Source organism: Gordonia sp. (in: high G+C Gram-positive bacteria), assembly GCF_047600385.1.
GTDB lineage: Bacteria > Actinomycetota > Actinomycetes > Mycobacteriales > Mycobacteriaceae > Gordonia.
In genome coordinates this window covers 2,625,238-2,647,798 of record NZ_JASGKZ010000001.1, presented here as the reverse complement: position 1 = coordinate 2,647,798, position 22,561 = coordinate 2,625,238, and the positions used below count along the sequence as shown (strand labels likewise).

Here is a 22,561-nt window from a genome sequence, read left to right as displayed (position 1 = left end):
AGCAGAGGCCCCGGCCGGCAGTGGCACTGGCGGTTTCGCTTGCGGCGTCGAGCCTACTTCAGCGGCACGGTGCGGCTGTTCGGATCGAATCCGGCGGGCGGCTTGGCGGTATCGTCGCCCTTCGGTCGCGGAGCGTTCACCGAACCGCGGATCTGCTGCTTCGGATCGTTCGTGGTGCAGTACAGATTCTTCGGGACCGAGGACTCGAGGATCTGCGTGGGCCGCGTCGAGGTGACCGGGTACTCGCAGTACGGCCGGATCCACAGCGAGGCCATCGCCCACCAGGCGTTGTCGTGGAACATCTTCTGCGCCTGGGCCGAACCGTCACGGATCGACGGCAGCAGCACCGCGAGCGTCGGCGCGCGCAGCGCACCCTGCTCGGCGACGTCCAGGAACTGTCCGAGGGCATCGCTCACCGGGTCGGTGATCGTGTCCAGCGAACCGGTCAGGCTGGTGACCTGCCCCGGGCCGGTACCCAGCAGGGTACGCAGTTCCTTGTCCGACTTGACCGCGGCGTTGATCAGGTCCGAGCCGCCGTCGATCAGTCGTCCCAGATCCGGCTGCACGTTCGCCGAGGTCTCCAGAATGGTGCCGATGTTCTGGATCATGTTGGTGGTCTCCGGCAGCACCTTGTAGAGCTTCGCGAAGATCGTGCCCGACGAATTGAAGATCGACTTCAGCTCGTTCGGCTTGTCGCTGTTCAGCGCCACCGTCAACTCGCCGAGCGCATCGCTCAGCTTCTCCGCATCGACCTGACCGATCAGGTCCAGACCCGATTCCAGCAGCTTCGGGAACGGCACCGTGACCTCGGTCTGCGCCGGCTGGACCACGTCCTTGTCCTTGAGGAAGGGGCCGTCGTTGGTCTCGGGCACGATGTCGACGTACTGCTCACCGGCGGCCGACAGACCCAGCGCGTAGAACTTGGAGTTCTTGTTGATCTTGTACTTCGACTGCAGGAGCATGGTCACGTCGACGGTCTTCGGCGTCACCTGGATCTTGTCGACCTCACCGATCTCCACGCCGCGCAGAGCCACCTTGGAGGTGTCCTGCAGACCGCCCGAGATCGGGAACTTGACCGTCACCTCGTAGCGGCTCTGCCAGGGACGCAGGTTCAGCGCCGCCAGAGCCAGATAGGCCAGGCCCACGAGCATGACCAGGACCAGCGCGACGTTACCGAGCATGTTCGAGTGCTTACGCAGAAAATCCATGCTAGTTCGCCCCGTTTCGTCCGGTCAGCCGCGAATTGATCGCTTCCAGCGTCTGCCGCAGGCTGTCCACCGTGTTCGGCAGATCCTTGTCCAGTTCGGGCCAGCGCGACGCCGAGTCGGAGCTGATCCCCGGGAACGTCTCGACGCCCGGAGTCAGGTACCACAGGCGGGCGTTGACCGTCGCCGCACTGCCCAACGTGCTCTTCTTCCACTTCGGCGTCAGCTCGAGCAGTCGCTGGACCAGCGGCTGCAGCTGCGGCGCCGTCTCGTCCAGCGTGGACATCGTCGTCGCCAGGTTGCCGATCAGATCGATCAACGTGTCCTCACGCTTGTTGAGGAAGTCGTTCGTCGCCTGGGTCACCTGGTTCGACTTCGACAACGTGTCCACGATGAGACCGAGGTCGTCGTTGATCGTCGCGATGGCCGGCGGCAGCTTGTTCACCGCGGCGGCGATCTGATCGCGGCCCTTGGCGAGCTGACCGGTGAGCTTGGCGGTGTTCGCCATCGCCCGGTCCACCTCGCTCGAGTTCTTGTTGAACTTCTCGATCGCCTGGGTGAAACCGTTGATGGTGCCCTGCAGCTCCTTGTACTTGCCCTCACCCGAGATCGCGGTGCTCAACTCGGTGAACAGGGTCTGCAGCGACGAGATCGATCCGGAGTCCACCTGCGCGGTGATCGCGACGAGCATGTCCTCGACGGTGGCGGCCGCACCGGTGGTGCCGGTCAGGTTGTCACCGTCCTTCATGAAGCCGTGATCGGTCGACGTCGGCATGTCCAGTGCCACGAACACGTCGCCCAGCGGCGTCGCCTGACGCAGCTCGGCACCGGTACCCACCGGGACCTTGATGGTCTCGGAGATGTTCATGGTGACGACCGCCTGGTAGTTCTCGGCGACGATGTCGGTGACCTCGCCGACGTCGATGCCGCCGAGGCGGACCTTCGCCTGCATGGGCAGGTTCAGCGCGTTGTCGAACCTTCCCGAGATCTGGATCGTGTCGCCGAGGCCGCCCGGAGACGGCAGCGGGATCTGCTCCACGGTGATGCCCGGCAGCGCACCGCATGCGGTGAGGCTGACGGAGGTCACCGCGGCCACGGCGCCCATCGTGATCTTCTTCATCCGGTTCATCGCTTGCTCAGCTCCAACATCGCCGAGACCGCGCCGAGGTCCGGGCCGAAATCCTTCAGCTGTCCCGTGCGGCAGCCGTTCTTCTGCAGGTTGATGGCCTCACAGAACTTGGCCAGCATCTCGTTGTCGACCAGCGACTTGTCCAGCAGGACGCGGGCCCGCCAGGCTCGCTGCTCGGAGGAGACCGAGTTCGCGAGGTTCTGGAACAGCAGCGGCGCCATGTTGATCGAGTCGACCACCTCGCGCGAGTAGTCCGAGAGGTTCGCGGCCAGGGCGGCGAGTCTCGACGTCGACGACGCGATGTTGCCCGAGTTGCCCGACAGGAACGCCTCGGTGTTCTTCAGCGTGGTGTTCACGTTCGCCAGCGTCTCCTCCAGGCCGACGCTCTGCTCCCCGAGCATCTCGCCGACCTGGGTCACCGAGTTCGAGAAGGCCAGCATCTTGGGGTAGTTCGCCACCAGCGTGTTCGAGAGCTCGGTGATCGTCTTGATGATGTCGGCGAGTCCGTCGGCCTCCTTCGAACCCACTCGCGCGGCCTTCTCCAGGCCGGCGAGCGCGTCGCGGAGCCGCTCTCCGTTGCCGTCCGCCACACCCGAGGCGATGTCGACCAGGTCCGCGATCGGCTTCTCACCGCTCTTCTCGTCGCCGCCGAGGTTGTCGACCAGCGAATCGAGCGAATCGAGCAGAGTGCCGATCTCGACCGGCGAGGCGGTCTTGGCCAACGTCCCGCCCGGCTCGAGCTTCGGGCCCTTGCTGTAGACCGGCGAGAGCTCGATGTGGCGAGTCGTGATGATCGAGGTGTTGACGATCGCCGCGGTCGCCTCCTTGGGGACCGCGATGTTCTTGTCGACGGCCAGCTCCACCTTGACGGTGGTCCCGGTCGGAGTGACCTTGGTCACTCGACCGACCGGCATCCCGAGAACCGCGACGTCGTTGCCCTCGTACAGGCCCGCGGCGCTGTCGAAGTACGCCGTGTACGTCTCCCACGACCCCGACGCCGTCTTCCAGCTCGCCGGCACCAGGCTGCAGCCGGTGAGTCCGAGAGCGACCACCGTGCTCACCACGGTGGCGGCCATTACGCGGCGCCAGCGATCATTACGCGTCAGCATCCGTCCACCACCCTTGCCATGCAGAGCCAGTTGTCCGGGAAGATGCCCCACGGGAGGTAGGAGTTCGCGTACGGTCCGTCACCCATGAGGTTGCTGACCGCACGAGCCGTGACGGGAAGCACGTCGAGCAGCTTCCGCAGGTTGTCCCGGTTCTTCTCCAGACCCTGACTGATCGTATTGAGGTTCGCCATCAGAGGGGCGAACTGGCCTTGATTCTGTTCGGCGACCTTCTCGGTCTGCGTCATGAGCTCGGCGAGCCCGTCCAGCAGCCGGGTCACCATCGCCTCGCGCGCCTGGATCTTGCCGGCGAGCTGAGCGCCCTGACCGACGATGATCGACAGCTCCTTCTGGCTGTCGGACACCTGATCGCTGACGGTCTGCGTGTCCTTGATCAGCTGGTTGATCTGATCGGCGCGGTTGTTGACCACCGCGGACATGTCGGTCAGCGCGTCGAGCGTGGGCTCGGCGATCTCCGGCACCCCGGAGAGCTGCCGGTTGAGCCCCTTGAGGCTGTCGGCGAGCTGCTCGTTGTCGATGTCGGCGATGATCGGGACGCCGGCCTCCAGGGTCTTCTGGAGGTCGTAGGGCACCTCGGTGTTCGGGATGATCGAGTCCTTGGCCCGATTGTTCCCGTTGCCGAGGTCGACGGCCACGAAGCGCTGACCCAGCAGGGTCGACAGCTTGATGGTCGCCGTGCCGTTGTCGGTCACCTTCACGTCCTTGTCGACGCGCACCTCGACCTTGACGCGAGTACCCGCCAACTCGGTGGCGCTGACCTCGCCGACGTTGATGCCCGCGACACGGACCTTGTCACCGGGACGGATGCCGCCGGCGTTGGTGAAGTACGCCGTGTAGTTGGTCTTGCCGATGCCCAGTGAGCTCCAGCCCACCACACCGGCCAGGATCGCCACGATCACGACGGTGCCGAGCAGGCCGTACCAGAGCAGGCGATTGTTGGAGAAGATCTTCGTCATCGGCACACCACCGAGTGTTGTTTGCCACCGATCTGAGTCAGCAGCCCGGGCGGAAGGAAGACGCCTCCGAAGGAGATGTCGAGTTCACAAGCGTAGATGTTCAGGTAGGTGCCCTGGCTCATCACCATCGGCAGATGGACCAGGAACTCCGGAAGCGTCACGGCGGCACGATCGAGCGAGCCACCGATGTTGATCAGCTTCGAGGTGGCGCTGCGCGCCTTCAGGCCCGCGGTCTGCAGCGACTGCTCGCTCTTGGCGAGGACGTTGCTGAAGCCGTCCGCGGTACGACCGATCAGCTGGATCGACCGACCGAACGTCGCCGAGTTCTGGTTGAGTCCCTCGACGAGCTTGGCGGTGTTGTCGATCAGCGCCTCCACCTGGTCGCCCTGCTGCGCGAGTTCGCGCATCACCACGGCCAGGTTGTTGATGATCGTGCCGAGCACCTGGTCGCGGTCGGCCATGTCGCCGGCCACCTTGCCGATCTGGCGGACCGTGTTGGTCAGCGAGACGGTGTCACCCTCCTGGAAGGTGTTGATCAGGCTGATCGTCAGATCGTTGACCTGATCCGGCGACAGGGTCTCGAACACCGGCTGGAAGCCGGCGAGCAGCCGGGAGACGTCGAACGAGTCCAGGCCGTCGAGCTTGAGCTCGCTGCCCTTGGAGAGCTGCTTGCCCCGCTCCTCGCCGTAGATCGTGAGCTGCAGGTAACGCTGACCGATCAGGTTCTGATAGCGGATCGCGCCCTGGGTGTTCTCGTAGACCTTCTGATCGTTGACCACGTCGAAACCGACCTGGGCCTTGCCGTCCTTGAGGTCGATCGACTCGACACGTCCGACGCGAACGCCGGCCATGCGCACGTCGTCGCCGACGGCCAGACCCGACGCGTCGTTGAACGACACCCGGTAGTCACTGGCGTCGCCGTCGAGCGTGCGCCCGAGGGTCGACCAGATCAGATAGGTCATGAACAACGCGACCAGGGTGAACGCGGTGAAGCCGATGAGCGGCTTCCGAATACTGGCGACCGGTTGGCTCACTTGTCTCCTCCCTTGTCGTTCGAGACCGGACGCACACCCGAGACCAGCGGTCCGAGCATGAACTGGTCGGCGGCCGAGGGCTTGCGGCCCAGGGCCCGACCGAGGGTCTTCGAATCCTTCTTGGTCGTGACACCCGCGGACTCGATCTTGCGTCCCTGGGCGCCCGTGCCGGTGCCCGTGCTCGGATGGATCGGCAGCGGTCCCGACATCGTCGGCCCGGTTCCGGTCCCCGCGCCCACACAGCCCGGACCACGCAGCTGGCCGTACTCGCCACCGTCGTACACCGGGCAGTTCTGCTGGGTGTACTGGACCAGCGGCGTGAAGCTGATGCCCAGGTTGAGCTGGATCTTGCCGTTGGTGCCGCTGAAGATGGTGAGCACCCGTCCGGCGAGGACGTACAGCTCACGGACCGCCTGCGGCATCGCGGAGGGGTCGCTCATCACGGCGCCGATCGTGCGGTTGAGGTCGCCGACGATCTCGATGCCCGCGTTGCCGTTCTTGGCGAACAGCGACTGGGTCTGATCGAGCACGCCCTGACCCGCCGACAGCAGCGCGGTCAGGTTGCGCTCGTTCTCGACCACCGTCATGGCCGGCTTCACACTGCGGCCCAGCGCATCGAGCAGCTCCGGAGCCGACTTGGAGATGCCGGTGACGGCCCTGTTGAAGTTGTCGAAACCCGAAGGCGCACCCGCCGGGAACTGCGCGTTGATCTCCTTGAAGTAGGTGTCCAGAACCGGGAGGAAGGTCTTGAACGTCGCACCGCCGCCGCGGAACGCCTCGGCGAGCGTGCCCAGCACCATGCCGAGGTCCTCGGCGGGCACCGCGTCGAGCAGCTCCTGGAGGTCGTTCTGCGCATCCTGCAGCCGGATGGTGTCGGCGCTGGTGTCCGCGGGGATCTCCATCCCGTCGTCCAACCGGTTGGCCGCCGGGTTCTCCGGGGTGATCAACTCGACCGAGTTGACGCCGAACAGGTTCGCCGGCACGGTCCGCGCGGTGGTGTTGCGCGGGATGCCGCGGGCCTGATCGGTCTGGAGCTTGATGTGCACGTGCTTGTTCGGACCGCTCTGACCGGAGTTCACCGACTCGACGCTGTCGACGACGCCGACGATGAAGCCGTTGTACCGGACGTCCGAGCCCGGGATCAGGCCGTCACCGACGTCAGTCATCTTGGCCTTGACCTCGACGACGGAGTCGAACTTGCCCTCGTACCGCATGAACAGCAGCGCACCGACGACGGCCACCACCACCATGGTGGCGACACCGCGCCACAGGTATGTACTCGCTGACGGGTCGCGCCCGCCTGTATCTACACGAACCATGTCTTGTTACCCCGAAATCTTGATTCCCGACGTGGTGCCCCAGAACACCAGCGTCATGATCAGGCTGGCAAAGACGATCGCGATGATCGCCATACGGATGGCGTGACCGGCGGCGATACCGACGCCCTCCGGTCCGCCCGAGGCGAAGTAGCCGTAGTAACACTGGATGAAGGTGGTCAGCAGCACGAAGACGGTGACCTTGATGAACGAGAAGATCACGTCGGACGACAGCATGAACTGATGGAAGTAGTGGAGGTACGTTCCGGCACCCTGACCACTGCGGATCTGGAAGATCACCTGCGCCGCGATGTAGTTCGCGGCCAGCGCGATGGCGTACATCGGGATGATCGACAGCACCGCGGCGGCCATGCGGGTGGTCACCAGGTACGGCAGCGGCCGGATGGCGATCGCCTCGAGGGCGTCGATCTCCTCACAGATCCGCATGGAACCCAGCTGCGCGGTGAAGCGGCAGCCGGACTGTGCGGCGAAGCCGGTCGCGGCGAGCAGCGGCGCGATCTCACGCGTGGTCGCGAAGGCCGACAGGGCGCCGGACAGCGGAGTCATGCCGAGCAGGTTCAGGGCCGTGTAGCCCTCGATGCCGACCGTGAGGCCGCCCATGATGCCGAGGATCACCATGACGCCCACGGTGCCGCCGCCGACGACGATCGCACCGTTGCCCCAGGCGACGTCGGCGAGGAGACGCCAGACTTCCTTCTGGTAGTGGCGGAAGGTGATCGGGGCCAGACCGATGGACTTCACCAGGAAGGTGATGAAGTGGCCGATCGAGATCAGTCCGTCACGCGGGACGTCCCACAGTTTCTTGAGGCTCTCGAGAGGTTTGAGAACCGGGGACACATACCGGGATGCAGTCACATCACACCACCTTCGCTGGGACGACGAGCGCGAACAGCTGGGTCATCGCCACGTTGACGGTGAACAGCAGGATCACCGAGTTGACCACCGCGGCGTTCACCGAGTTGGCCACACCGGACGGACCGCCGCTGGTGGTCAGACCGCGGTCGCAGGCGACGATGGCCACGATGACGCCGAAGAGCACGGCCTTCACCAGGGCGAAGATCAGGTCGGGCACACCGGCGAACGACGCGAAGGTGGACGTGTAGGTGCCGGACGTGCCGCCCTGCAGGTACACGTTGAACAGATATCCGGTGATGAAGCCGACGAAGCAGACGAAACCGCAGAGCAGGAAGCTGACGACCATGGTGGCCAGCAGGCGCGGCGAGATCAGCCGCTCCACCGGGTTCACGCCCATCACCTTCATGGCGTCGATCTCTTCACGGATGGTGCGCGAACCGAGGTCGGCCGCGATGGCCGAACCGATCGCGCCCGCCATGATGAGCGCGGTGACCAGCGGTGCGCCCTGTCGGATGATGCCCAGACCGGTCGCGGCGCCGGCGAACGACGTCGCACCGATCTGCCCGGCCACGTTGGACACCTGGACGGAGACGATCACGCCGATCGGGATCGAGACGAGGAGCGTCGGGAACACCGACGTCGACGTCATGAATCCGCACTGGCGGACGAACTCCGCGAACGGGAACCGGCCCTTGGCCAAGTCGGTCACCAGGACCTTGAATACCTCAACGAACATCGCCAGTTGTCGTCCGAAGGTCTCGAACGACTTGGTGATGTGCTCTCGCCACCACTTACCGGGGCCGGTATCCGAAAAACGTCGGCGGCTCCGCGTCTGTGGTGCGCCGGCATCGACAGTGTCTGTGCTCACTCCCCTGCCTTCACATCAGTCACGGGGGCTGCGGCTACCGATTGTGGCCACAACCCGATTGGCGGATCTGCCGAAAGCGCCGACCCGTGGGTAGGAATATACATAGCTGAGAACGAGCTATGTGCCTGGCCTCACGTTTCTCAGCGATTGTGCGGCGTGCGGCACGCCGCTTCGGCCGCCCCCGTCGGAGCCGTCGGAGCCGCCCGTAACCTACTGAACAGTAGTAAGTGCGATTACACCATGGAGTGACGACGTTCTCGCCGACGCGCCGGAGCACCCTGAACTTTGGTCACCCTAACTCTCAACCCTTGGGTGAGAGTTTCCGGCCCGTGGGTGAGAGTTTCCCGGGTCTTAGGTCAGATATTCATAGGCCGGAGTACCCGGTTCCAGGCGTTCGACGTCGAGCCGCGAGTGCGCCATCCTGTCCAGAAGCGCATCGAAGGCCTCACGCGCACCGAGCTCCACCCCGACGAGCGCGGCGCCGGTCTCCCGGTTGTTCCGCTTGACGTACTCGAAGAGGGTGATGTCGTCGTCGGGGCCCAGCACCTCGTCGAGGAAACGGCGCAGCGCACCCGGCTCCTGCGGGAAGTTCACCAGGAAGTAGTGCTTGAGTCCGCGATGGACCAGTGACCGCTCGATGATCTCGCCGTACCGGGAGACGTCGTTGTTGCCGCCGGAGACCAGGGCGACGACCTTCGCTCCGGCGGGCAGGTCCAGTTCGGCCAGTGCCGTCGCCGCGAGCGCGCCCGCGGGCTCGGCGATGATCCCCTCGTTCTGATAGAGCTCGAGCATGGTCGAGCAGATCGCGCCCTCGTCGACGTGTGTGACGACGACGCTTCCCGGGGCCAGATCGATCGCCTCGCGGGCGATCACCGGCACCCGAGGGGTCTCGGTGACCGACGCCAGGACGGGATGGTCGACGACGCGGGCGCCGGCGGCGGCCATCACCCGGTGCCCCAGCCCGCCGATCCGCTTCACGGCGGCGCCGTCGACGAAGGGGTCGATCTCGGGCAGGGTGTACGGCTCGCCCGCCACGAGCGCCGCGGCCATCGAGACGGCCCCGGCGGGCTCCACGCCCACGATCGCGGCATTCGGGCACACCGCCCGCAGATAGGTGACGATGCCCGCCAGACACCCTCCCCCGCCGACCGGGAGGATCACCACGTCCGGATCGTCGCCGAGCTGGGCGACGATCTCCTTGCCGATGGTGCCCTGACCGGAGGCGGTGCGCGGATCGTCGAACGCGTGGATCCAGCTGGCGCCCGTGCGGATCACGTCGGTCTGCGCGGCGGACGCGGCGGCGTCGTAGGTGTCGCCGACGGCGAGCAGTTCGACGTAGTCCTTGCCGTGCCAGGAGATGCGGTCGCGCTTCTGCTTGGGCGTGGTGGTCGGGACGTAGATGCGCCCCTTCACCTTCATGGTGCGGCACGCGTACGCGACGCCCTGCGCGTGGTTTCCCGCGCTCGCGGCGACGACGCCGGCGGCGAGCTCCTCCGGAGTCAGCTGCGCCATGACGTTGTAGGCGCCGCGGATCTTGTACGAACGAACCGTCTGCTGGTCCTCCCGCTTGAGGTACACCTGCGCGCCGGTGGCCTCGGAGAGACGCGGGCACGCTTCCAGCGGGGTGCGGGCGACCACGCCGTCGAGCCGCTCGGCGGCGGCATTCGATACTCGCCGGACTCAGTCCGGGGACGACGGTGGCGTCAGTGGCGGTCGTGCTGTTCGCGGGAGGCGTGGTGGTCACGCCCCCCATCGTCCCACCGGAACGACCGGAAGTCGCGCACGACGCACCGGGATTCACCCCACCAGATACCGAGCAGCACAACGGCACTGACCCACATGGCCGTGACACCCGAACCGCCGGCGATCACGACCACGGCGACCGCCAGCGCCGCCGCGGCCAGCGCGTGCAGCTTGTAGAGCGGCCACTCGACACCGAACACCGAACGCGTGGGAACGGGCGGCCGTACCCGCGTCACGGGTGCGCCGTAGGCGTGATGGAGGGTGGTCATGACTTGACTGTAGCACGACCCGATGAGAAAGATTCGGGTCGCCGAAAACATTGTTCGGCATCCGCCCGACGCATACTCGTTCCGTGCACCCCCGCCAGACCCCCGCGAACCCGGATGCGACGGCACCGGTCGATCCGGATCTCACGCCAGCCGGTGTGCCACCTCGACGATCTCGGCGGCACCGGAGGTGAGCGACATCAGGCGGTCGACGAACGCCGCCTCCCCGTCTCCGGACACCTGCACGGTGTACTCCGCGTACGCGGGCCCGTAATCCACCGCGCCCACCTCGCCGGCCGCGTACAGCGCCTTCTCGACGCGACCGGCGTCCCCGACCGGGAGACGCAGGCGGATCAGGCTGACCGGTTCCGCCCGGCGCAGCGGTGCACGGTCCAGGACGCTCGCGGCGGCGCCGCCGTACGCGCGCACCAGTCCTCCGGCACCGAGTTTGATGCCGCCGAAGTACCGCACGACGACGATCGCGGCGTTCACCACCGCGCGACTGGTCAGCGCGGCGAGGATCGGCGGACCCGAGGTTCCCGAGGGCTCGCCGTCGTCGCTGCACCGCGCGATCTGCTGCGGACCGTTTCCGATCACCGCGCCCCAGCAGGCGTGGTTCGCCGCCGGATCGCGCACGGCGTCGAGCAGTGCGGCCAGCTCCTGCTCGGATGCCACCGGAGCGAGGGTGGCGACGAACCTCGACCTGCGGATCGTCACGGTCTCGACGAGTTCGCCGCAGTCCGCGTCCAGGACGAACGTCGCCGAGCCACTGCCGCGTGCATCGCCACCGCCGACGACCGGCCCGGATTCGACCATCGGGTTTCTCAGCTGAGGCAGCCGGGGCCCAGGAGCGCCTTGAGGTCGCCCATCAGGGCCGACGACGGCGCCACCCGCAGCGCGTCGGCCAGTTGCAGCCGGGTCTGCTTCTTCTCGCTGACCAGGGTCACGTGGACGTCGGACGTGCCGGAGTGCCGCTGCAGCACCTGCTTGAGCGAGGCCACCGTCGACGGCGTGCAGGCGCGCGCCTGGAGCGTGAGGCTGAGCGGCCGCGTGGTGCCGACGGCGGAGAGGTCGGGCACGGCGAGGTCGTTGGCGCTGATCATCATCGAATCGTCGCGCTTGTTGACCCGCGCCTTGACCAGGACGATGTTGTCCACCGTCAGATCCATGCCGTAGACCACGTAGGCGCGCGGGAAGAAGTAGACCTCCACGCCGCCGACCATGTCTTCGACGGTCACCGCGGCCCAGGGCTCGCCCTTCTTGTTGACCCGCCGGGTCACCGACGAGATGATGCCGCCGATGGTGATCTGGGCGCCGTCCTTGACCTGGTCCTCCAGCAGCTGGGTGATCGAGGTGTCGGTCTGCGCGGCGAGGGCGTGCTCCACCCCGGCCAGCGGGTGGCCGGAGACGTAGAGACCGAGCATGTCGCGTTCCAGCGCCAGCTTGTGCTTGGACTCCCACTCCTCGTCGGGCACCTTGACGGCGAACACCTCGCTGAGCGATTCGTCGCCCCCGCCCATGTCGCCGAAGAGGTCGAACTGGCCCATCGCCTCGGCCTTCTTGGCGCCCAGCACCGAGTCGACCGCATCGGCGTGCACCAGGAACAGGCCCTTGCGCGGATGGTCGAGCGAGTCGAACGCGCCGGCCTTCACCAGCGATTCGGTGACCTTCTTATTACAGGCCGTCACGTCGATCTTGGACAGGTAGTCCGAGAAGCCGGTGAACGCGCCCTTCGCCTCGCGGGAGGCGATGATCGACGCCACCACGCCCGCACCGACGTTGCGGATCGCGGCGAGTCCGAACCGGATGTCGTCGCCGACGGCGGCGAAGTCGGCGCGCGAGGCGTTCACGTCGGGCGGGAGCACCGTGATGCCCATCTTGCGGCAGTCCGCCAGATAGATCGCCGACTTGTCCTTGTCGTCGCCGACGGAGGTGAGCAGACCGGCCATGTACTCGGCCGGGTAGTTCGCCTTGAGGTACGCGGTCCAGAACGAGACCAGACCGTAACCCGCGGCGTGCGACTTGTTGAACGCGTACCCGGCGAAGGGCAGCACCGTGTCCCACAGCGCGGTGATCGCGGCCTGGGAGAAGCCGTTCTTCTTCATCCCCTCGGCGAAGCCCCCGTAGGCCTCGTCGAGGATCTCCTTCTTCTTCTTGCCCATCGCGCGGCGCAGCAGATCTGCTTCACCGAGCGAGTACCCGGCGACCTTCCGCGCGATCGCCATGATCTGCTCCTGATAGACGATCAGGCCGTAGGTCTCGGCGAGGATCTCCTTGAGCGGCTCCTCCAACTCCGGATGGATCGGTTTGATCTCCTCGATCCCGTTCTTACGGCGCGCATACGAATGGTGCGCACCGACGTCCATCGGACCCGGCCGGTACAGGGCGAGCACGGCGACGATGTCCTCGAAGCCGGTCGGCTGCATCATCTTCAGCAGTTCGCGCATGCCCGCGCCGTCGAGCTGGAACACGCCGAGGGTGTCGCCGCGCGCCAGCAGCTCGTACGTCTTGGGGTCTTCCAGCGGCAGCTTGTCGAGGTTCAGGTCCTCGCCGCGGTTGGCCTTGATGTTGTCCAGCGCGTCACCGATGACGGTGAGGTTGCGCAGACCCAGGAAGTCCATCTTCAGCAGGCCGATGGCCTCGCACGACGGATAGTCCCAGCCGGTGATGATCGCACCGTCCTGCGCACGCTTCCACACCGGGATCGCATTGGTCAGCGGCTCGGACGACATGATCACCGCGCAGGCGTGCACGCCCGCGTTGCGGATCAGGCCCTCCAGCCCGAGCGCGGTGTCGTAGATCTTCTTGACCTCGGGGTCGGTCTCGATGAGCGTGCGGACCTCGGCGGCCTCGCTGTACCGCTCGTTGCCCGGGTCGGTGATGCCGGCGACCGAGATGTCCTTCGCGGCGATGGGCGGCGGCAGCGCCTTGGTGATCCGGTCGGCGATGGCGAAACCCGGCTGGCCGAACTGGACGCGCGCGGAGTCCTTGATCGCGGCCTTGGTCTTGATGGTGCCGAAGGTGATCACCTGGGCGACCTTGTCGTTGCCCCACTTCTCCGACGCGTAGCGGACCATCTCACCGCGTCGGCGATCGTCGAAGTCGATGTCGATGTCGGGCATCGACACGCGCTCGGGGTTGAGGAACCGCTCGAACAGCAGGCCGTGCGGGATCGGGTCGATGTTGGTGATGCCCAGCGCCCAAGCGACCAGCGAACCGGCCGCGCTGCCACGGCCCGGACCCACCCGGATCCCGACCTCCAGCGCGTGCGCGATCAGGTCGCCGACCACCAGGAAGTAGGCGGGGAAGCCCATCTGGTTGATCACCTGGAGCTCGTAGTCGGCGCGCGTCCGGTACTCGTCGGGCACCGGGTCGCCCTCGAAACGCCGTTTGAGGCCCTCGATCACCTCGCGTTCGAGCCAGGTCTCCTGGGTGTATCCCTCGGGCACCGGGAAGATCGGCATCCGGTCGCGGTGGGTGAACACCTCCTCGTACGACTGGACGCGCTCCCCGATCTCCAGGGTGGAGTCGCAGGCGCCGGGCACCACGTCGTCCCACAGCGTCCGCATCTCCTCCGCGGACTTGAGGTAGTAGCCGTCGCCGTCGAACTTGAAGCGCGTCGGATCCGAGAGGGTCTTGCCGGTCTGGACGCACAGCAGCGCCTCGTGCGCGGAGGCGTGATCGCGCGTCACATAGTGGCAGTCGTTGGTGGCCAGGGGTTTGATCCCGAGTTTGCGCCCCACCTCCAGGAGTCCGTCGCGCACCCGGTTCTCGATCTCCAGGCCGTGCTCCATGAGCTCGAGATAGAAGTTGTCCCGGCCGAAGATGTCCTGCCATTTGGCGGCCGCTTCGAGCGCCTCGGCGTCGTGCCCGAGACGCAGACGGGTCTGCACCTCGCCGGACGGGCAGCCGGTGGTGGCGATGATGCCCTCGGCGTGCTCGGCGATGATCTCGGCGTCCATGCGCGACCACTTGCCGAGCTGGCCCTCGATCGACGCCAGCGACGAGAGCCGGAACAGGTTCCGCAGGCCGGTGGCGTTCTCGGCGACCATCGTCATGTGGGTGTAGGCGCCCGAACCGGAGACGTCGTCGCCCTTCTGGTCCCGGGTGCCCCACAGCACGCGCTTGGTGTTGAAGCGCGACTCGGGCGCGATGTACGCCTCGATGCCGATGATCGGCTTGATGTCGTGCTTCCTCGCGGTGTTGTAGAACTCGCTGGCGCCGAACATGTTGCCGTGGTCGGTCATGCCGATGGCGTTCATCCCGAGCCGTTTGGCCTCGGCGAACAGCGGAGACACCTTCGCCGCACCGTCGAGCATCGAGTACTCGGTGTGATTGTGCAGGTGAACGAACGAACCGGTCACTCGGTGCTCCTGTCGTGCGGGGTCGAGGCCTCGTGCTCGAGGTACCGCTCCACTCTAGGCCGCCCCTCCGACAGGTTCACTCCGCGTCCCTCGCCGATCGAGATCTCCGCCCCGATCGAGACGTCCCTTCTTCGGCGCTCGGGCGGAGTCGAGATCAGGGTTCGCGGAGGACGTCCAGCGCGTGCTGCAGATCCGCCGGATAGGGCGCGGTGAACTCCACCCGCCGTCCGTCCGCGGGGTGGGCGAACGCGAGCTGCCGCGCGTGCAGCCACTGCCGGTCCAGGCCGAGGCGGGCGGCGAGCTTCGGATCGGCCCCGTAGGTCGGATCGCCCACGCAGGGGTGGTGCAGCGCCGAGAAGTGCACGCGGATCTGGTGGGTGCGCCCGGTCTCCAGGTCGATGTCGAGCAGGCTGGCCGCGGCGAACATCTCCACGGTCTCGTAGTGGGTCACCGACTCCTTGCCCTTGGAGGTGACGGCGAACCGCCAGTCCGAGCCGGGATGGCGACCGATCGGGGCGTCGATCGTGCCCACCGGCGGATCCAGGTGCCCCTGCACCACCGCGTGGTAGACCTTGTCGACCGTGCGGTACTTGAACGCGCGTTTGAGCATGGTGTACGCGTGCTCGGAGGCGGCCAGCACCATCACTCCGGACGTGCCGACGTCCAGGCGCGAGACGATGCCCTGCCGTTCGGCCGCCCCCGATGTGGAGATCCGGAAACCGGCGGCCGCGAGCGCCCCGACCACCGTGGGGCCGGTCCAGCCCTGTGACGGATGCGCGGCCACCCCCGGCGGCTTGTCGACGACGATGATGTCCGAATCGTGATAGAGCACCGTCAGGTCCTCCACCGGTGTGGGCTCCACCCGCAACGGCTGCTCCGGCGCGGGCAGGGTCACGTCCAGCCAGCTCCCGGCGCGCAGCTTGTGCGACTTCCCGACCGTCGTGCCGTCGACCGTCACGTCCCCGGCGTCGGCCAATCCGGCGGCCACCGTGCGGGAGAGTCCGAGCAGGCGGGCCAGCCCGGCGTCGATCCGCATGCCGTCGAGCCCGTCGGGCACCGGCATCGCTCGTGACTCACGCATCGCGGTCCTCCTCGGGAGCAGTGGTTCCGGCCTCGCCGTCGGCGACGGCGGGGTCCTCGTCGTTCCGTGCCGCCCAGCCGGAGCGGGTGCCGTCGTAGTCGAAGCCGAGGAGCGTGAGGGCCACCAGCAGGATCGCCCCGCAGACCACGGCGGAGTCGGCGACGTTGAACACCGGCCACCAGCCGACGGAGATGAAATCGACCACGTGGCCGCGCAGCGGTCCGGGTTCGCGGAAGAAACGATCGGTCAGGTTCCCCAGCGCCCCGCCCAGCACCAGCCCCAGGCCGACGGCCCAGCACAGCGACCGCAGCCTGCTGCTGAACCGGATGATGGCGACCACCACGGCCAGCGCGATGATCGTCAGGATCCAGGTGTAGCCGGTCGCCATCGAGAACGCGGCGCCGCTGTTGCGCACCAGACTCAGGGTCACGACGTCGCCGACGATCTCCACCGGCGACGAAGGATCGAGGTGGCGGACGGCGAGCGTCTTGGTCAGCAGATCGGCGGTGTAGACCACCACGGCGAGCGCGGCCAGGCTGACGAGCGGGCTGCGCGAACGCGGAGGCTCGTCGGCGGCGTCCGCGCCGGAGGCACCGAGCGGTGCGACGTCGTTCATGCCGTCGATTCTCCACAATCACCCCGCGTGACGGCCACCCGGCCCGCTCGGAGGCCGGAGAGGGCTCTATTACTGTGGACGTGTGCGCGCTCCCCGATTCTCTCGTGCCGCGGCCGCCGTGCTGCCGCTCTCCCTCGCCACCGCCCTGGCCCTGACCGGCTGTTCGGGTGACGAGGCTCCGGCCGCCGATCCGAACCGCGGATGCGACGAGACCTCCAGCCGGAAGAACGACGGCGTGCGCCCGATCGAGCTGCCGCCCGCCCATCTGACGGTGACCGATCCGGGTGCCGGCGACCGGCGGGTTCCGGTCTCCGCGCCGCGCACCGACGCCCCGCAGCGGGTCACCCTGACCACCGAGTCGCGGGAGACCAGCGTGGTGTCGGGGCGGGAACCGACGTCGACGGTGGAGGCCGTGACGCTGCCGCTCACCGCCCGCGCGGGCTGCCGCGACCCCAAGAACCTCGAGTTCACGGTCACCGGTGCGCCGACCTCGCCGGACGAGGCGCTGCAGCCGGCCCTGGCGGTGTTCGACGGCGCGCACGGCGGCGTGACCTTCACCGGCGGCCTGGCCCCGAACGAACTGCGGATCATGCCGCCGGCGGACGCGACGGATCCCGCGACGCGCGCCGTCGAGCAGTCGCTGGTGACGGCGTTCACCCTCGCCGTCCCGATCCCCACCACTCCGGTCGGCGTCGGCGCCCGCTGGACCGTCACCCGTACCGTGTCGTCGGCCACCACGCTGACCCAGACCCTGAACGCGACCCTGAAGTCGTGGAAGGACGATCGCCTGGTGGTGGACGTCGCCGTCGACGAGACCCCGGTGGACCCGGTCTTCCGGATCCCGGGGAGCGACGCGACGCTGGACCTGACCCGCTACTCCAACAGCGGAACCGGGACGGTCACCGTCGACCTGAAGACGCTGCTCCCGGCCGCCGGCGAACTGAAGTCGAAGGGCGCGCGGGAGCTCATCGGCTCCGACGCCAACCGGCCGATCCTCCAGCACACCACGCTCGATCTGACCTGGACCACGACCGGGTCGTAACCGGTCCGGACACGACGAAGCGCCGCCCCGGTGAACATCTCACCGGGGCGGCGCTTCGTCGGCGTCTTCTTCGGACGTCAGATCTCGCCGAGCAGTCGGCCGTCGATCAGTTGGCCGAGGCCCCCGCGCTGCTGGACGCACCGGCAGCGGTGTCGGCGCACGCCGGGGTCTTCACGTTCTGCGCGCTCAGCAGCGGGCAGACGGTCTGCTTCGACAGCTTCCAGCGACCGTCGTCGTAGACGATCGACGCGTCGATCTTGGTCGGGGGGTTGTCCGGGATACGGACCTCGAACTTCACGCTGGCGCGCTTCGGGCCGTTGCTGATGACCGGCTTCTTGATCTCGTAGTCCACGTCGGGGTTGTCCTGCGCCACCTCGACCAGCTGGTTGAACAGCTTCGGATCGGCCTCGGAGCCCTCCACCAGGACGGTCTTGTCCTCCGGCGAGATCTTCGGGTCCAGCGCCATCTGCAGCATCTCGTTGAGTGCCTCGACGCTCGGCCGCTTGTTCGCGTCGGAGAGCTCGGACTCGAGCTTGTCCTCCGGCGCGGCAGACGCGCTCTCGTCCGCCGCCGCCGTCGTCGACGCCGCGGGCACCGGCGGCAGGCTGTCGTCGTCGCTGCCGCACGCGGCGGTGACGCCGACCAGGCCGGCGATGGCACCGGCCATCAGGAACTTCCGGAACTTCACCGAATCACACCTCCATGATCGTGCTCCGCGGCGTTCGCCTGCCCGGAGCTCGCGGACCACTATGCCAAACATTCCTGAGTCCTCTCACAGACTCGTCCGCGAACCGGTCCGGATCGGCCCCGCGGCCGGGTGATCTGACCGGCGGACACGAGGCGCCCGATAGTGCGAGAATCGGGTCATGAGCCCACGCCAGGTTGTGATGATCACCACCGGAGGCACCGCCGCCTCCCGCACCACGGACGACGGCGCCGTCCCCGTCCTGGGCGCGAACGACCTGGTCCCGCCGCTGCACGACGACGTCGTCGTGCGTCCCGTCGACCTGATGACGGTGGACTCGTCGGCGATGACCGTCCGTGAGCAGTTCGCCGTGGTCGCCGCCGTCGCCGAGGCCCTCGACGATCCGGACGTGGCCGGCGTGGTGGTGACGCACGGCACCGACACTCTGGAGGAGACCGCCTTCCTGGCCGACGTCTTCGCCGCCGATCCCCGGCCGGTGGTGTTCACCGGCGCGCAGTATCCGGTGGATCATCCGCAGTCCGACGGACCCGCCAACATCGCCGCGGCCATCGCGCTGGCCGCCGACGACGACTCCCGCGGACGCGGCGTGCTGGTGGCGCTCGGCAGCCGGGTGCTGGGAGCGCGGGGCGTCTTCAAGGTGTCGACCACCGCGGTGCAGGCCTTCGACACCGTGCACCCGGACCTCCCGCGTCCGGTGATCGAGGCGCCGATCCCGGCCGGAGTGCCCGCCCGCGTCGACCTGCTCGCGCTCTACCCGGGCGTCTCCCCCGGGCTGATCGCCGCCGCCGTGGCCCAGCGCGCGGCGGGCATCGTGCTGTCGGCCACCGGATCGGGCAACACCCATCCCGACATCACCGGCGAGGTGGCCCTCGCCCAGCAGCGGAACGTCCCGATCATCGTCTCGACGCGCGTCCCCTACGGCGCCGTCACCGCGACCTACGGCGGTGGCGGCGGCGGGGTGGATCTGGCCCGCACCGGCGCGATCATCTCGCCGTGGCTGCGGGCCCCGCAGGCGCGGATGGCCATGATCGCCCTGCTCAGCAGTGGTGCGGCGCGCTCGGAGATCGCCGACTTCTTCGCGGCGTCCACGCCCTCCTGACCGTCACTCCGCGTCGTTCCAGGCCAGACTGGCGAGCGGGTCGGCACGACGGAGCGCGTCCAGCGGCCAACGGAAGGTGATCGCGCGCCCCGGCCCGGTCGCCCGCGTCTCGAAGCGCACGGTGACGAATCCGTGTCCGGCGCCCTGCACCCAGCCGTGCCCGAAGTCGGGATGGTGGACGTCGGTGCCCGTCGACCACGGCTCCCCGGGCGGTTCGCGGCGGGGATCGGTCGGCGGCCCCTCCTCGACCCGCGGTGTGGACGCAGGATTCTCCGGCACGGGCTCCTCCGGGGTCGTCGGCTCCCGGAGCGCGGACTCCGCTCCGCTCGCCGCCGCGTCGCCCAGATCCGGGAAGAGACTGTACTGCTCGGTCTCGGTGAGACCCGAGTATCCGACGCCGACCAGCCTGATCGGCCCCACGTCGAGCGGATCGAGGACCACCCGCTGCGCGGCGGCGGCGAGCACGTCGAGATCGGTGCTGGCGGCGGGCATGGTGATCGATCGGGTGAGGATCGACATGTCCGCACGCCGCAGTTTCACCACGACGGTGCGGGCGCCGCGCCCGTCCTCGAGCAGTCGGCGATGCGCATCGGCCGCGGCCCCGGCGACGGCGCGGCGGAGACTCGGCAGGTCGATGATGTCGACGGCGAACGTCGATTCCGCGCTGATCTGCTTGGCCTCGGCGCGTTCGGCGACCGGGCGGTCGTCGATGCCCTGCGCCAGCCGGTGCAGCGCCGGCCCGAGGGTCGCGCCGAGGACGGACACCACCTCGGTCGGCGCCATCGCGGCGAAGTCTCCGATGGTCTCCACCCCGAGGCGAGCCAGTCGGTCCTCCGACACCGGGCCGATCCCCCACAGTCGCCGGACCGGCAGCGCCTGCAGGAACTCGAGTTCACCGCTCGGCGCGATCACCGCGACCCCGTCGGGTTTGGCCTGGCCGGAGGCGATCTTCGCGATCTGCTTGCCCGAACCGAAACCGACCGACGCCGGGAGTCCCACCTCGGTGCGGATCGCCGTACGCAGCCGTTCGGCGAACTCCCGCGCCCGCCCGGCGCTCTCTCCGGCCAGTTCGGCGGGCTCGCCGAAGGCCTCGTCGAACGAGAGGGTCTCGATCACCGGGACGAAGCGTCGGATGATCCCGAAGACCCGTCCGCTGACCTCCCGGTACACCGATCCGCGCGGCGGCAGGACCACGGCGGCGGGGCCGACGAGTCGTCGTGCCTGGTGCATCGGCATGGCCGACCGAGCCCCGTAGGTGCGGGCCGCGTACGACGCGCCCGCCACCACTCCGCGGCCGCCCGCGCCGCCGACCAGGACCGGACGGCCGTCGAGCGTCGGTCTGGTGAGCTGTTCGACGGACGCGAAGAAGGCGTCCATGTCGATGTGCATCACCCAGCGCGCACTGATCTCGGCCGGGTCCTGTTCCACGCCGCCGATGGTAGAGGAGCGATCCCCGGCGGCCACCGGCCTCCTCGGCGGGGTCTCGACTCCCCTCCGCCTGCGGTGACGAACCTCAGGCCGGGTGCACCTCGAAGACCGGGAGCGCATCCCGGTACCGGTGCAGCGTGGCGTCGTCGGCGTCCGGGGTCAGGCCCTCCGGGAGCAGTCGGCCGACCTCCCAGCCCCACTTGGCGAGATACCGCCGGACGACGGCGACGTGCACCTCGTCGTCGCCCGGTTCGGTGAGCACGACGCGGCGGATGCGCCGACCGCGCCGGAGTTCGGCATGCGGGTCGACCCGCGCGTTGCGCACCCAGTCGGTGACGCCTCGCGGCGCGACCAGGTAGGTCCGCCCGTCGAGGACGAGCGGATTCACCGGGATGCGGTGGGGTGCCCCGGAGTGGCGCCCGCGCACCGTCAGGGTCTGTGCTCCGGCCATGTTGACCCCGAGGTCGGTGAGACGCCGGACGGCGTCGTTGAAGACTCGTGTGCCGCGGCCGACGGGGGCGTGTGTGCTGGTCATGACGTTCTCTCCCATTCGTGAGCAGTGCTCTCGTTTCAGTCTGCGCGTCGACGACGGCGATTTCAAGAGCACCGCTCTCGTTTTTCTGGAAGAATCGAGCCGTGACCGGACCGCGAGCGCGACGACGCCAGGAACTCGACCGACGGATCCTCGATGCCGGCCGTGCCCAGCTCGCCGAGGTCGGCGCCGCCGCCCTGTCGGTCCGGGCCATCGCCCGCGAACTCGGGATGGTCTCCTCGGCCGTCTACCGCTATGTGGAGAGCCGTGACGAACTGCTCACCCGCCTCGTCGTCGCGTCGTACGACGACCTCGCCGACCACGTCGAATCCGCCGTCACCGCGGCTCCCGGCTCCGCCGCCGACCGCGTTCGCACGGCACTGCGCGCGTTCCGGGCGTGGGCGGTCGGACACCCGGCCGAGTACGCCCTGCTCTACGGAAGTCCGGTGCCCGGCTACGCCGCGCCGGCCGAACGGACGACGGGACCCGGCACGCGGGTGATCGGCCTGCTTCTGCGCCTGTGCGCCGAGGCCGGAGCCTCCCCCGCCGCACCCGCTCCCCCGCCCGGAGCACCGTTGAACGCCGAGCTCGAGGCGATCGCCGCGGAGTTCGACGTCGAGCTGACGTCCGCGGAACTGGTGACGGCGACCACGCTGTGGACCTGGCTCCTGGGCGCCGTCGGCCAGGAGGTGACCGGCGGCTACGGCCCGGAGACGTTCAGCGACCCGTCGGCGCTGTTCGAGGCGCAGCTGCGGTGGCAGCTGTCGGTCGCCGGGATGTGAACCGGGCGGGGAACGGCGTCAGACCCCGCCGTCGGCGTGTTCGGCGCACCAGCGGCGGACGTCCGGGTCATCGCTGATCAGACGCCCCATCTCCTCGCCTCCGTCACAGGTCGTCAGCGCGATCACGAGGTGTTCGCCGCGGCGACTCAGCACGCGGACCAGCGCACCCGCATCGGTCCAGCGCTGCAAGCGCTCCAGCTCCTCCGACATGAGCGGCTCCTCCTCCGTCGACCCGGCCCCTCCGATCACTCTGCACGACGACGCCCGCTCCGCGCCCGGCGATGCCGAATCGCCGTGACCGCCGGCCGCGTCGACGCCTCCGTCGCCCTCTCCTCCCACTCTGGTCGCCCACGCTCGGACGAGACGAAAGAAGATCTTTCATTCGAACTCT

The 22,561-nt window shown here is 68.2% G+C and carries 21 protein-coding genes; 3 read left to right on the top strand and 18 right to left on the bottom strand.

Features of this window, described 5'->3' with window-relative positions:
* Window positions 1-53: 53 nt before the first annotated feature.
* The 14 genes from QM809_RS11960 to lspA all read right to left on the bottom strand — a co-directional run bounded on the left by QM809_RS11960 (window position 54) and on the right by lspA (window position 16,581).
* Complete coding sequence (locus QM809_RS11960; protein WP_415046009.1) at window positions 54-1,181, bottom strand: MlaD family protein; 1,128 nt, start codon at window positions 1,179-1,181, stop codon at window positions 54-56.
* Between the two features lie 28 nt (window positions 1,182-1,209).
* Window positions 1,210-2,334 carry an MlaD family protein gene (locus tag QM809_RS11955; protein ID WP_415046008.1) on the bottom strand — a complete coding sequence of 375 codons (1,125 nt, stop codon included), beginning with the start codon at window positions 2,332-2,334 and terminating at the stop codon, window positions 1,210-1,212.
* A complete protein-coding gene (locus QM809_RS11950) occupies window positions 2,331-3,443 on the bottom strand; it encodes an MCE family protein (protein WP_415046007.1) in 1,113 nt (370 codons plus the stop codon). Before QM809_RS11950 ends, QM809_RS11955 begins: the two co-directional genes overlap by 4 nt.
* Window positions 3,437-4,417, bottom strand: coding sequence for an MCE family protein (locus QM809_RS11945; protein WP_415046006.1), 981 nt, complete (start codon window positions 4,415-4,417; stop codon window positions 3,437-3,439). Before QM809_RS11945 ends, QM809_RS11950 begins: the two co-directional genes overlap by 7 nt.
* Window positions 4,414-5,451, bottom strand: coding sequence for an MCE family protein (locus QM809_RS11940; RefSeq protein ID WP_415046005.1), 1,038 nt, complete (start codon window positions 5,449-5,451; stop codon window positions 4,414-4,416). The genes QM809_RS11945 and QM809_RS11940 overlap by 4 nt, the downstream gene beginning before the upstream one ends.
* Window positions 5,448-6,770: an MlaD family protein gene (locus tag QM809_RS11935; RefSeq protein WP_415046004.1), complete on the bottom strand. Its 1,323-nt coding sequence runs from the start codon at window positions 6,768-6,770 to the stop codon at window positions 5,448-5,450. Before QM809_RS11935 ends, QM809_RS11940 begins: the two co-directional genes overlap by 4 nt.
* 6 nt (window positions 6,771-6,776) lie before the next feature.
* Complete coding sequence (locus QM809_RS11930; protein WP_415046003.1) at window positions 6,777-7,643, bottom strand: MlaE family ABC transporter permease; 867 nt, start codon at window positions 7,641-7,643, stop codon at window positions 6,777-6,779.
* Between the two features lies 1 nt (window position 7,644).
* Window positions 7,645-8,418, bottom strand: a complete 774-nt coding sequence (locus QM809_RS11925; protein ID WP_415047070.1) for an MlaE family ABC transporter permease — start codon at window positions 8,416-8,418, stop codon at window positions 7,645-7,647.
* A gap of 444 nt (window positions 8,419-8,862) precedes the next feature.
* Window positions 8,863-10,149, bottom strand: a complete 1,287-nt coding sequence (gene ilvA / locus QM809_RS11920) for a threonine ammonia-lyase IlvA (RefSeq protein ID WP_415046002.1) — start codon at window positions 10,147-10,149, stop codon at window positions 8,863-8,865.
* 65 nt (window positions 10,150-10,214) lie between these two features.
* Window positions 10,215-10,523 carry a hypothetical protein gene (locus tag QM809_RS11915; protein WP_415046001.1) on the bottom strand — a complete coding sequence of 103 codons (309 nt, stop codon included), beginning with the start codon at window positions 10,521-10,523 and terminating at the stop codon, window positions 10,215-10,217.
* 141 nt (window positions 10,524-10,664) lie between these two features.
* A complete protein-coding gene (locus tag QM809_RS11910; protein ID WP_415046000.1) occupies window positions 10,665-11,336 on the bottom strand; it encodes an IMPACT family protein in 672 nt (223 codons plus the stop codon).
* 8 nt (window positions 11,337-11,344) lie between these two features.
* Window positions 11,345-14,884, bottom strand: a complete 3,540-nt coding sequence (dnaE, locus tag QM809_RS11905; RefSeq protein ID WP_415045999.1) for a DNA polymerase III subunit alpha — start codon at window positions 14,882-14,884, stop codon at window positions 11,345-11,347.
* Between the two features lie 154 nt (window positions 14,885-15,038).
* Window positions 15,039-15,965, bottom strand: coding sequence for an RluA family pseudouridine synthase (locus QM809_RS11900; protein ID WP_415045998.1), 927 nt, complete (start codon window positions 15,963-15,965; stop codon window positions 15,039-15,041).
* Window positions 15,958-16,581, bottom strand: a complete 624-nt coding sequence (gene lspA, locus QM809_RS11895) for a signal peptidase II (RefSeq protein WP_415045997.1) — start codon at window positions 16,579-16,581, stop codon at window positions 15,958-15,960. Before lspA ends, QM809_RS11900 begins: the two co-directional genes overlap by 8 nt.
* Before the next feature lie 82 nt (window positions 16,582-16,663).
* Here lspA and QM809_RS11890 point away from each other — a divergent pair, with 82 nt between their 5' ends.
* On the top strand, window positions 16,664-17,623 hold the full coding sequence (locus QM809_RS11890) for a hypothetical protein (protein ID WP_415045996.1): 960 nt from the start codon (window positions 16,664-16,666) through the stop codon (window positions 17,621-17,623).
* Window positions 17,624-17,729: 106 nt separating this feature from the next.
* On the opposite strand, the gene QM809_RS11885 is transcribed toward QM809_RS11890, so the two are convergent.
* Window positions 17,730-18,311 carry a hypothetical protein gene (locus QM809_RS11885; RefSeq protein ID WP_415045995.1) on the bottom strand — a complete coding sequence of 194 codons (582 nt, stop codon included), beginning with the start codon at window positions 18,309-18,311 and terminating at the stop codon, window positions 17,730-17,732.
* A 178-nt stretch (window positions 18,312-18,489) separates the two neighbouring features.
* Between QM809_RS11885 and QM809_RS11880 the strand changes: the two genes are divergently transcribed.
* Window positions 18,490-19,428 (top strand): asparaginase domain-containing protein, encoded by a 939-nt coding sequence (locus QM809_RS11880; protein WP_415045994.1) that lies wholly within the window; start codon window positions 18,490-18,492, stop codon window positions 19,426-19,428.
* Between the two features lie 3 nt (window positions 19,429-19,431).
* Here QM809_RS11880 and QM809_RS11875 read toward each other — a convergent pair whose 3' ends face one another.
* Together QM809_RS11875 and QM809_RS11870 are read right to left on the bottom strand one after the other, a co-directional pair.
* Complete coding sequence (locus QM809_RS11875; protein WP_415047069.1) at window positions 19,432-20,817, bottom strand: DNA polymerase IV; 1,386 nt, start codon at window positions 20,815-20,817, stop codon at window positions 19,432-19,434.
* A gap of 124 nt (window positions 20,818-20,941) precedes the next feature.
* The gene (locus QM809_RS11870) at window positions 20,942-21,391 is read right to left on the bottom strand and encodes a nitroreductase/quinone reductase family protein (protein ID WP_415045993.1); all 450 of its coding nucleotides are present in this window, start codon (window positions 21,389-21,391) and stop codon (window positions 20,942-20,944) included.
* Between the two features lie 101 nt (window positions 21,392-21,492).
* Between QM809_RS11870 and QM809_RS11865 the strand changes: the two genes are divergently transcribed.
* Window positions 21,493-22,170 carry a TetR/AcrR family transcriptional regulator gene (locus QM809_RS11865; protein ID WP_415045992.1) on the top strand — a complete coding sequence of 226 codons (678 nt, stop codon included), beginning with the start codon at window positions 21,493-21,495 and terminating at the stop codon, window positions 22,168-22,170.
* Between the two features lie 18 nt (window positions 22,171-22,188).
* Here the strand turns inward: QM809_RS11865 and QM809_RS11860 are convergent, their stop codons facing one another.
* Window positions 22,189-22,380, bottom strand: a complete 192-nt coding sequence (locus QM809_RS11860) for a hypothetical protein (protein ID WP_415045991.1) — start codon at window positions 22,378-22,380, stop codon at window positions 22,189-22,191.
* Window positions 22,381-22,561 lie beyond the last annotated feature (181 nt).

Coding starts and splice junctions, on each gene's coding strand:
- QM809_RS11915 (WP_415046001.1), bottom strand. CDS start 10,523: ATGACCACCCTCCATCACGCCTACGGCGCACCCGTGACGCGGGTACGG.
- QM809_RS11935 (WP_415046004.1), bottom strand. CDS start 6,770: ATGGTTCGTGTAGATACAGGCGGGCGCGACCCGTCAGCGAGTACATAC.
- lspA (WP_415045997.1), bottom strand. CDS start 16,581: ATGAACGACGTCGCACCGCTCGGTGCCTCCGGCGCGGACGCCGCCGAC.
- QM809_RS11875 (WP_415047069.1), bottom strand. CDS start 20,817: ATGCACATCGACATGGACGCCTTCTTCGCGTCCGTCGAACAGCTCACC.
- QM809_RS11870 (WP_415045993.1), bottom strand. CDS start 21,391: ATGACCAGCACACACGCCCCCGTCGGCCGCGGCACACGAGTCTTCAAC.
- QM809_RS11900 (WP_415045998.1), bottom strand. CDS start 15,965: ATGCGTGAGTCACGAGCGATGCCGGTGCCCGACGGGCTCGACGGCATG.
- QM809_RS11945 (WP_415046006.1), bottom strand. CDS start 4,417: ATGACGAAGATCTTCTCCAACAATCGCCTGCTCTGGTACGGCCTGCTC.
- QM809_RS11880 (WP_415045994.1), top strand. CDS start 18,490: ATGAGCCCACGCCAGGTTGTGATGATCACCACCGGAGGCACCGCCGCC.
- QM809_RS11910 (WP_415046000.1), bottom strand. CDS start 11,336: ATGGTCGAATCCGGGCCGGTCGTCGGCGGTGGCGATGCACGCGGCAGT.
- QM809_RS11955 (WP_415046008.1), bottom strand. CDS start 2,334: ATGAACCGGATGAAGAAGATCACGATGGGCGCCGTGGCCGCGGTGACC.
- QM809_RS11950 (WP_415046007.1), bottom strand. CDS start 3,443: ATGCTGACGCGTAATGATCGCTGGCGCCGCGTAATGGCCGCCACCGTG.
- QM809_RS11860 (WP_415045991.1), bottom strand. CDS start 22,380: ATGTCGGAGGAGCTGGAGCGCTTGCAGCGCTGGACCGATGCGGGTGCG.
- QM809_RS11960 (WP_415046009.1), bottom strand. CDS start 1,181: ATGCTCGGTAACGTCGCGCTGGTCCTGGTCATGCTCGTGGGCCTGGCC.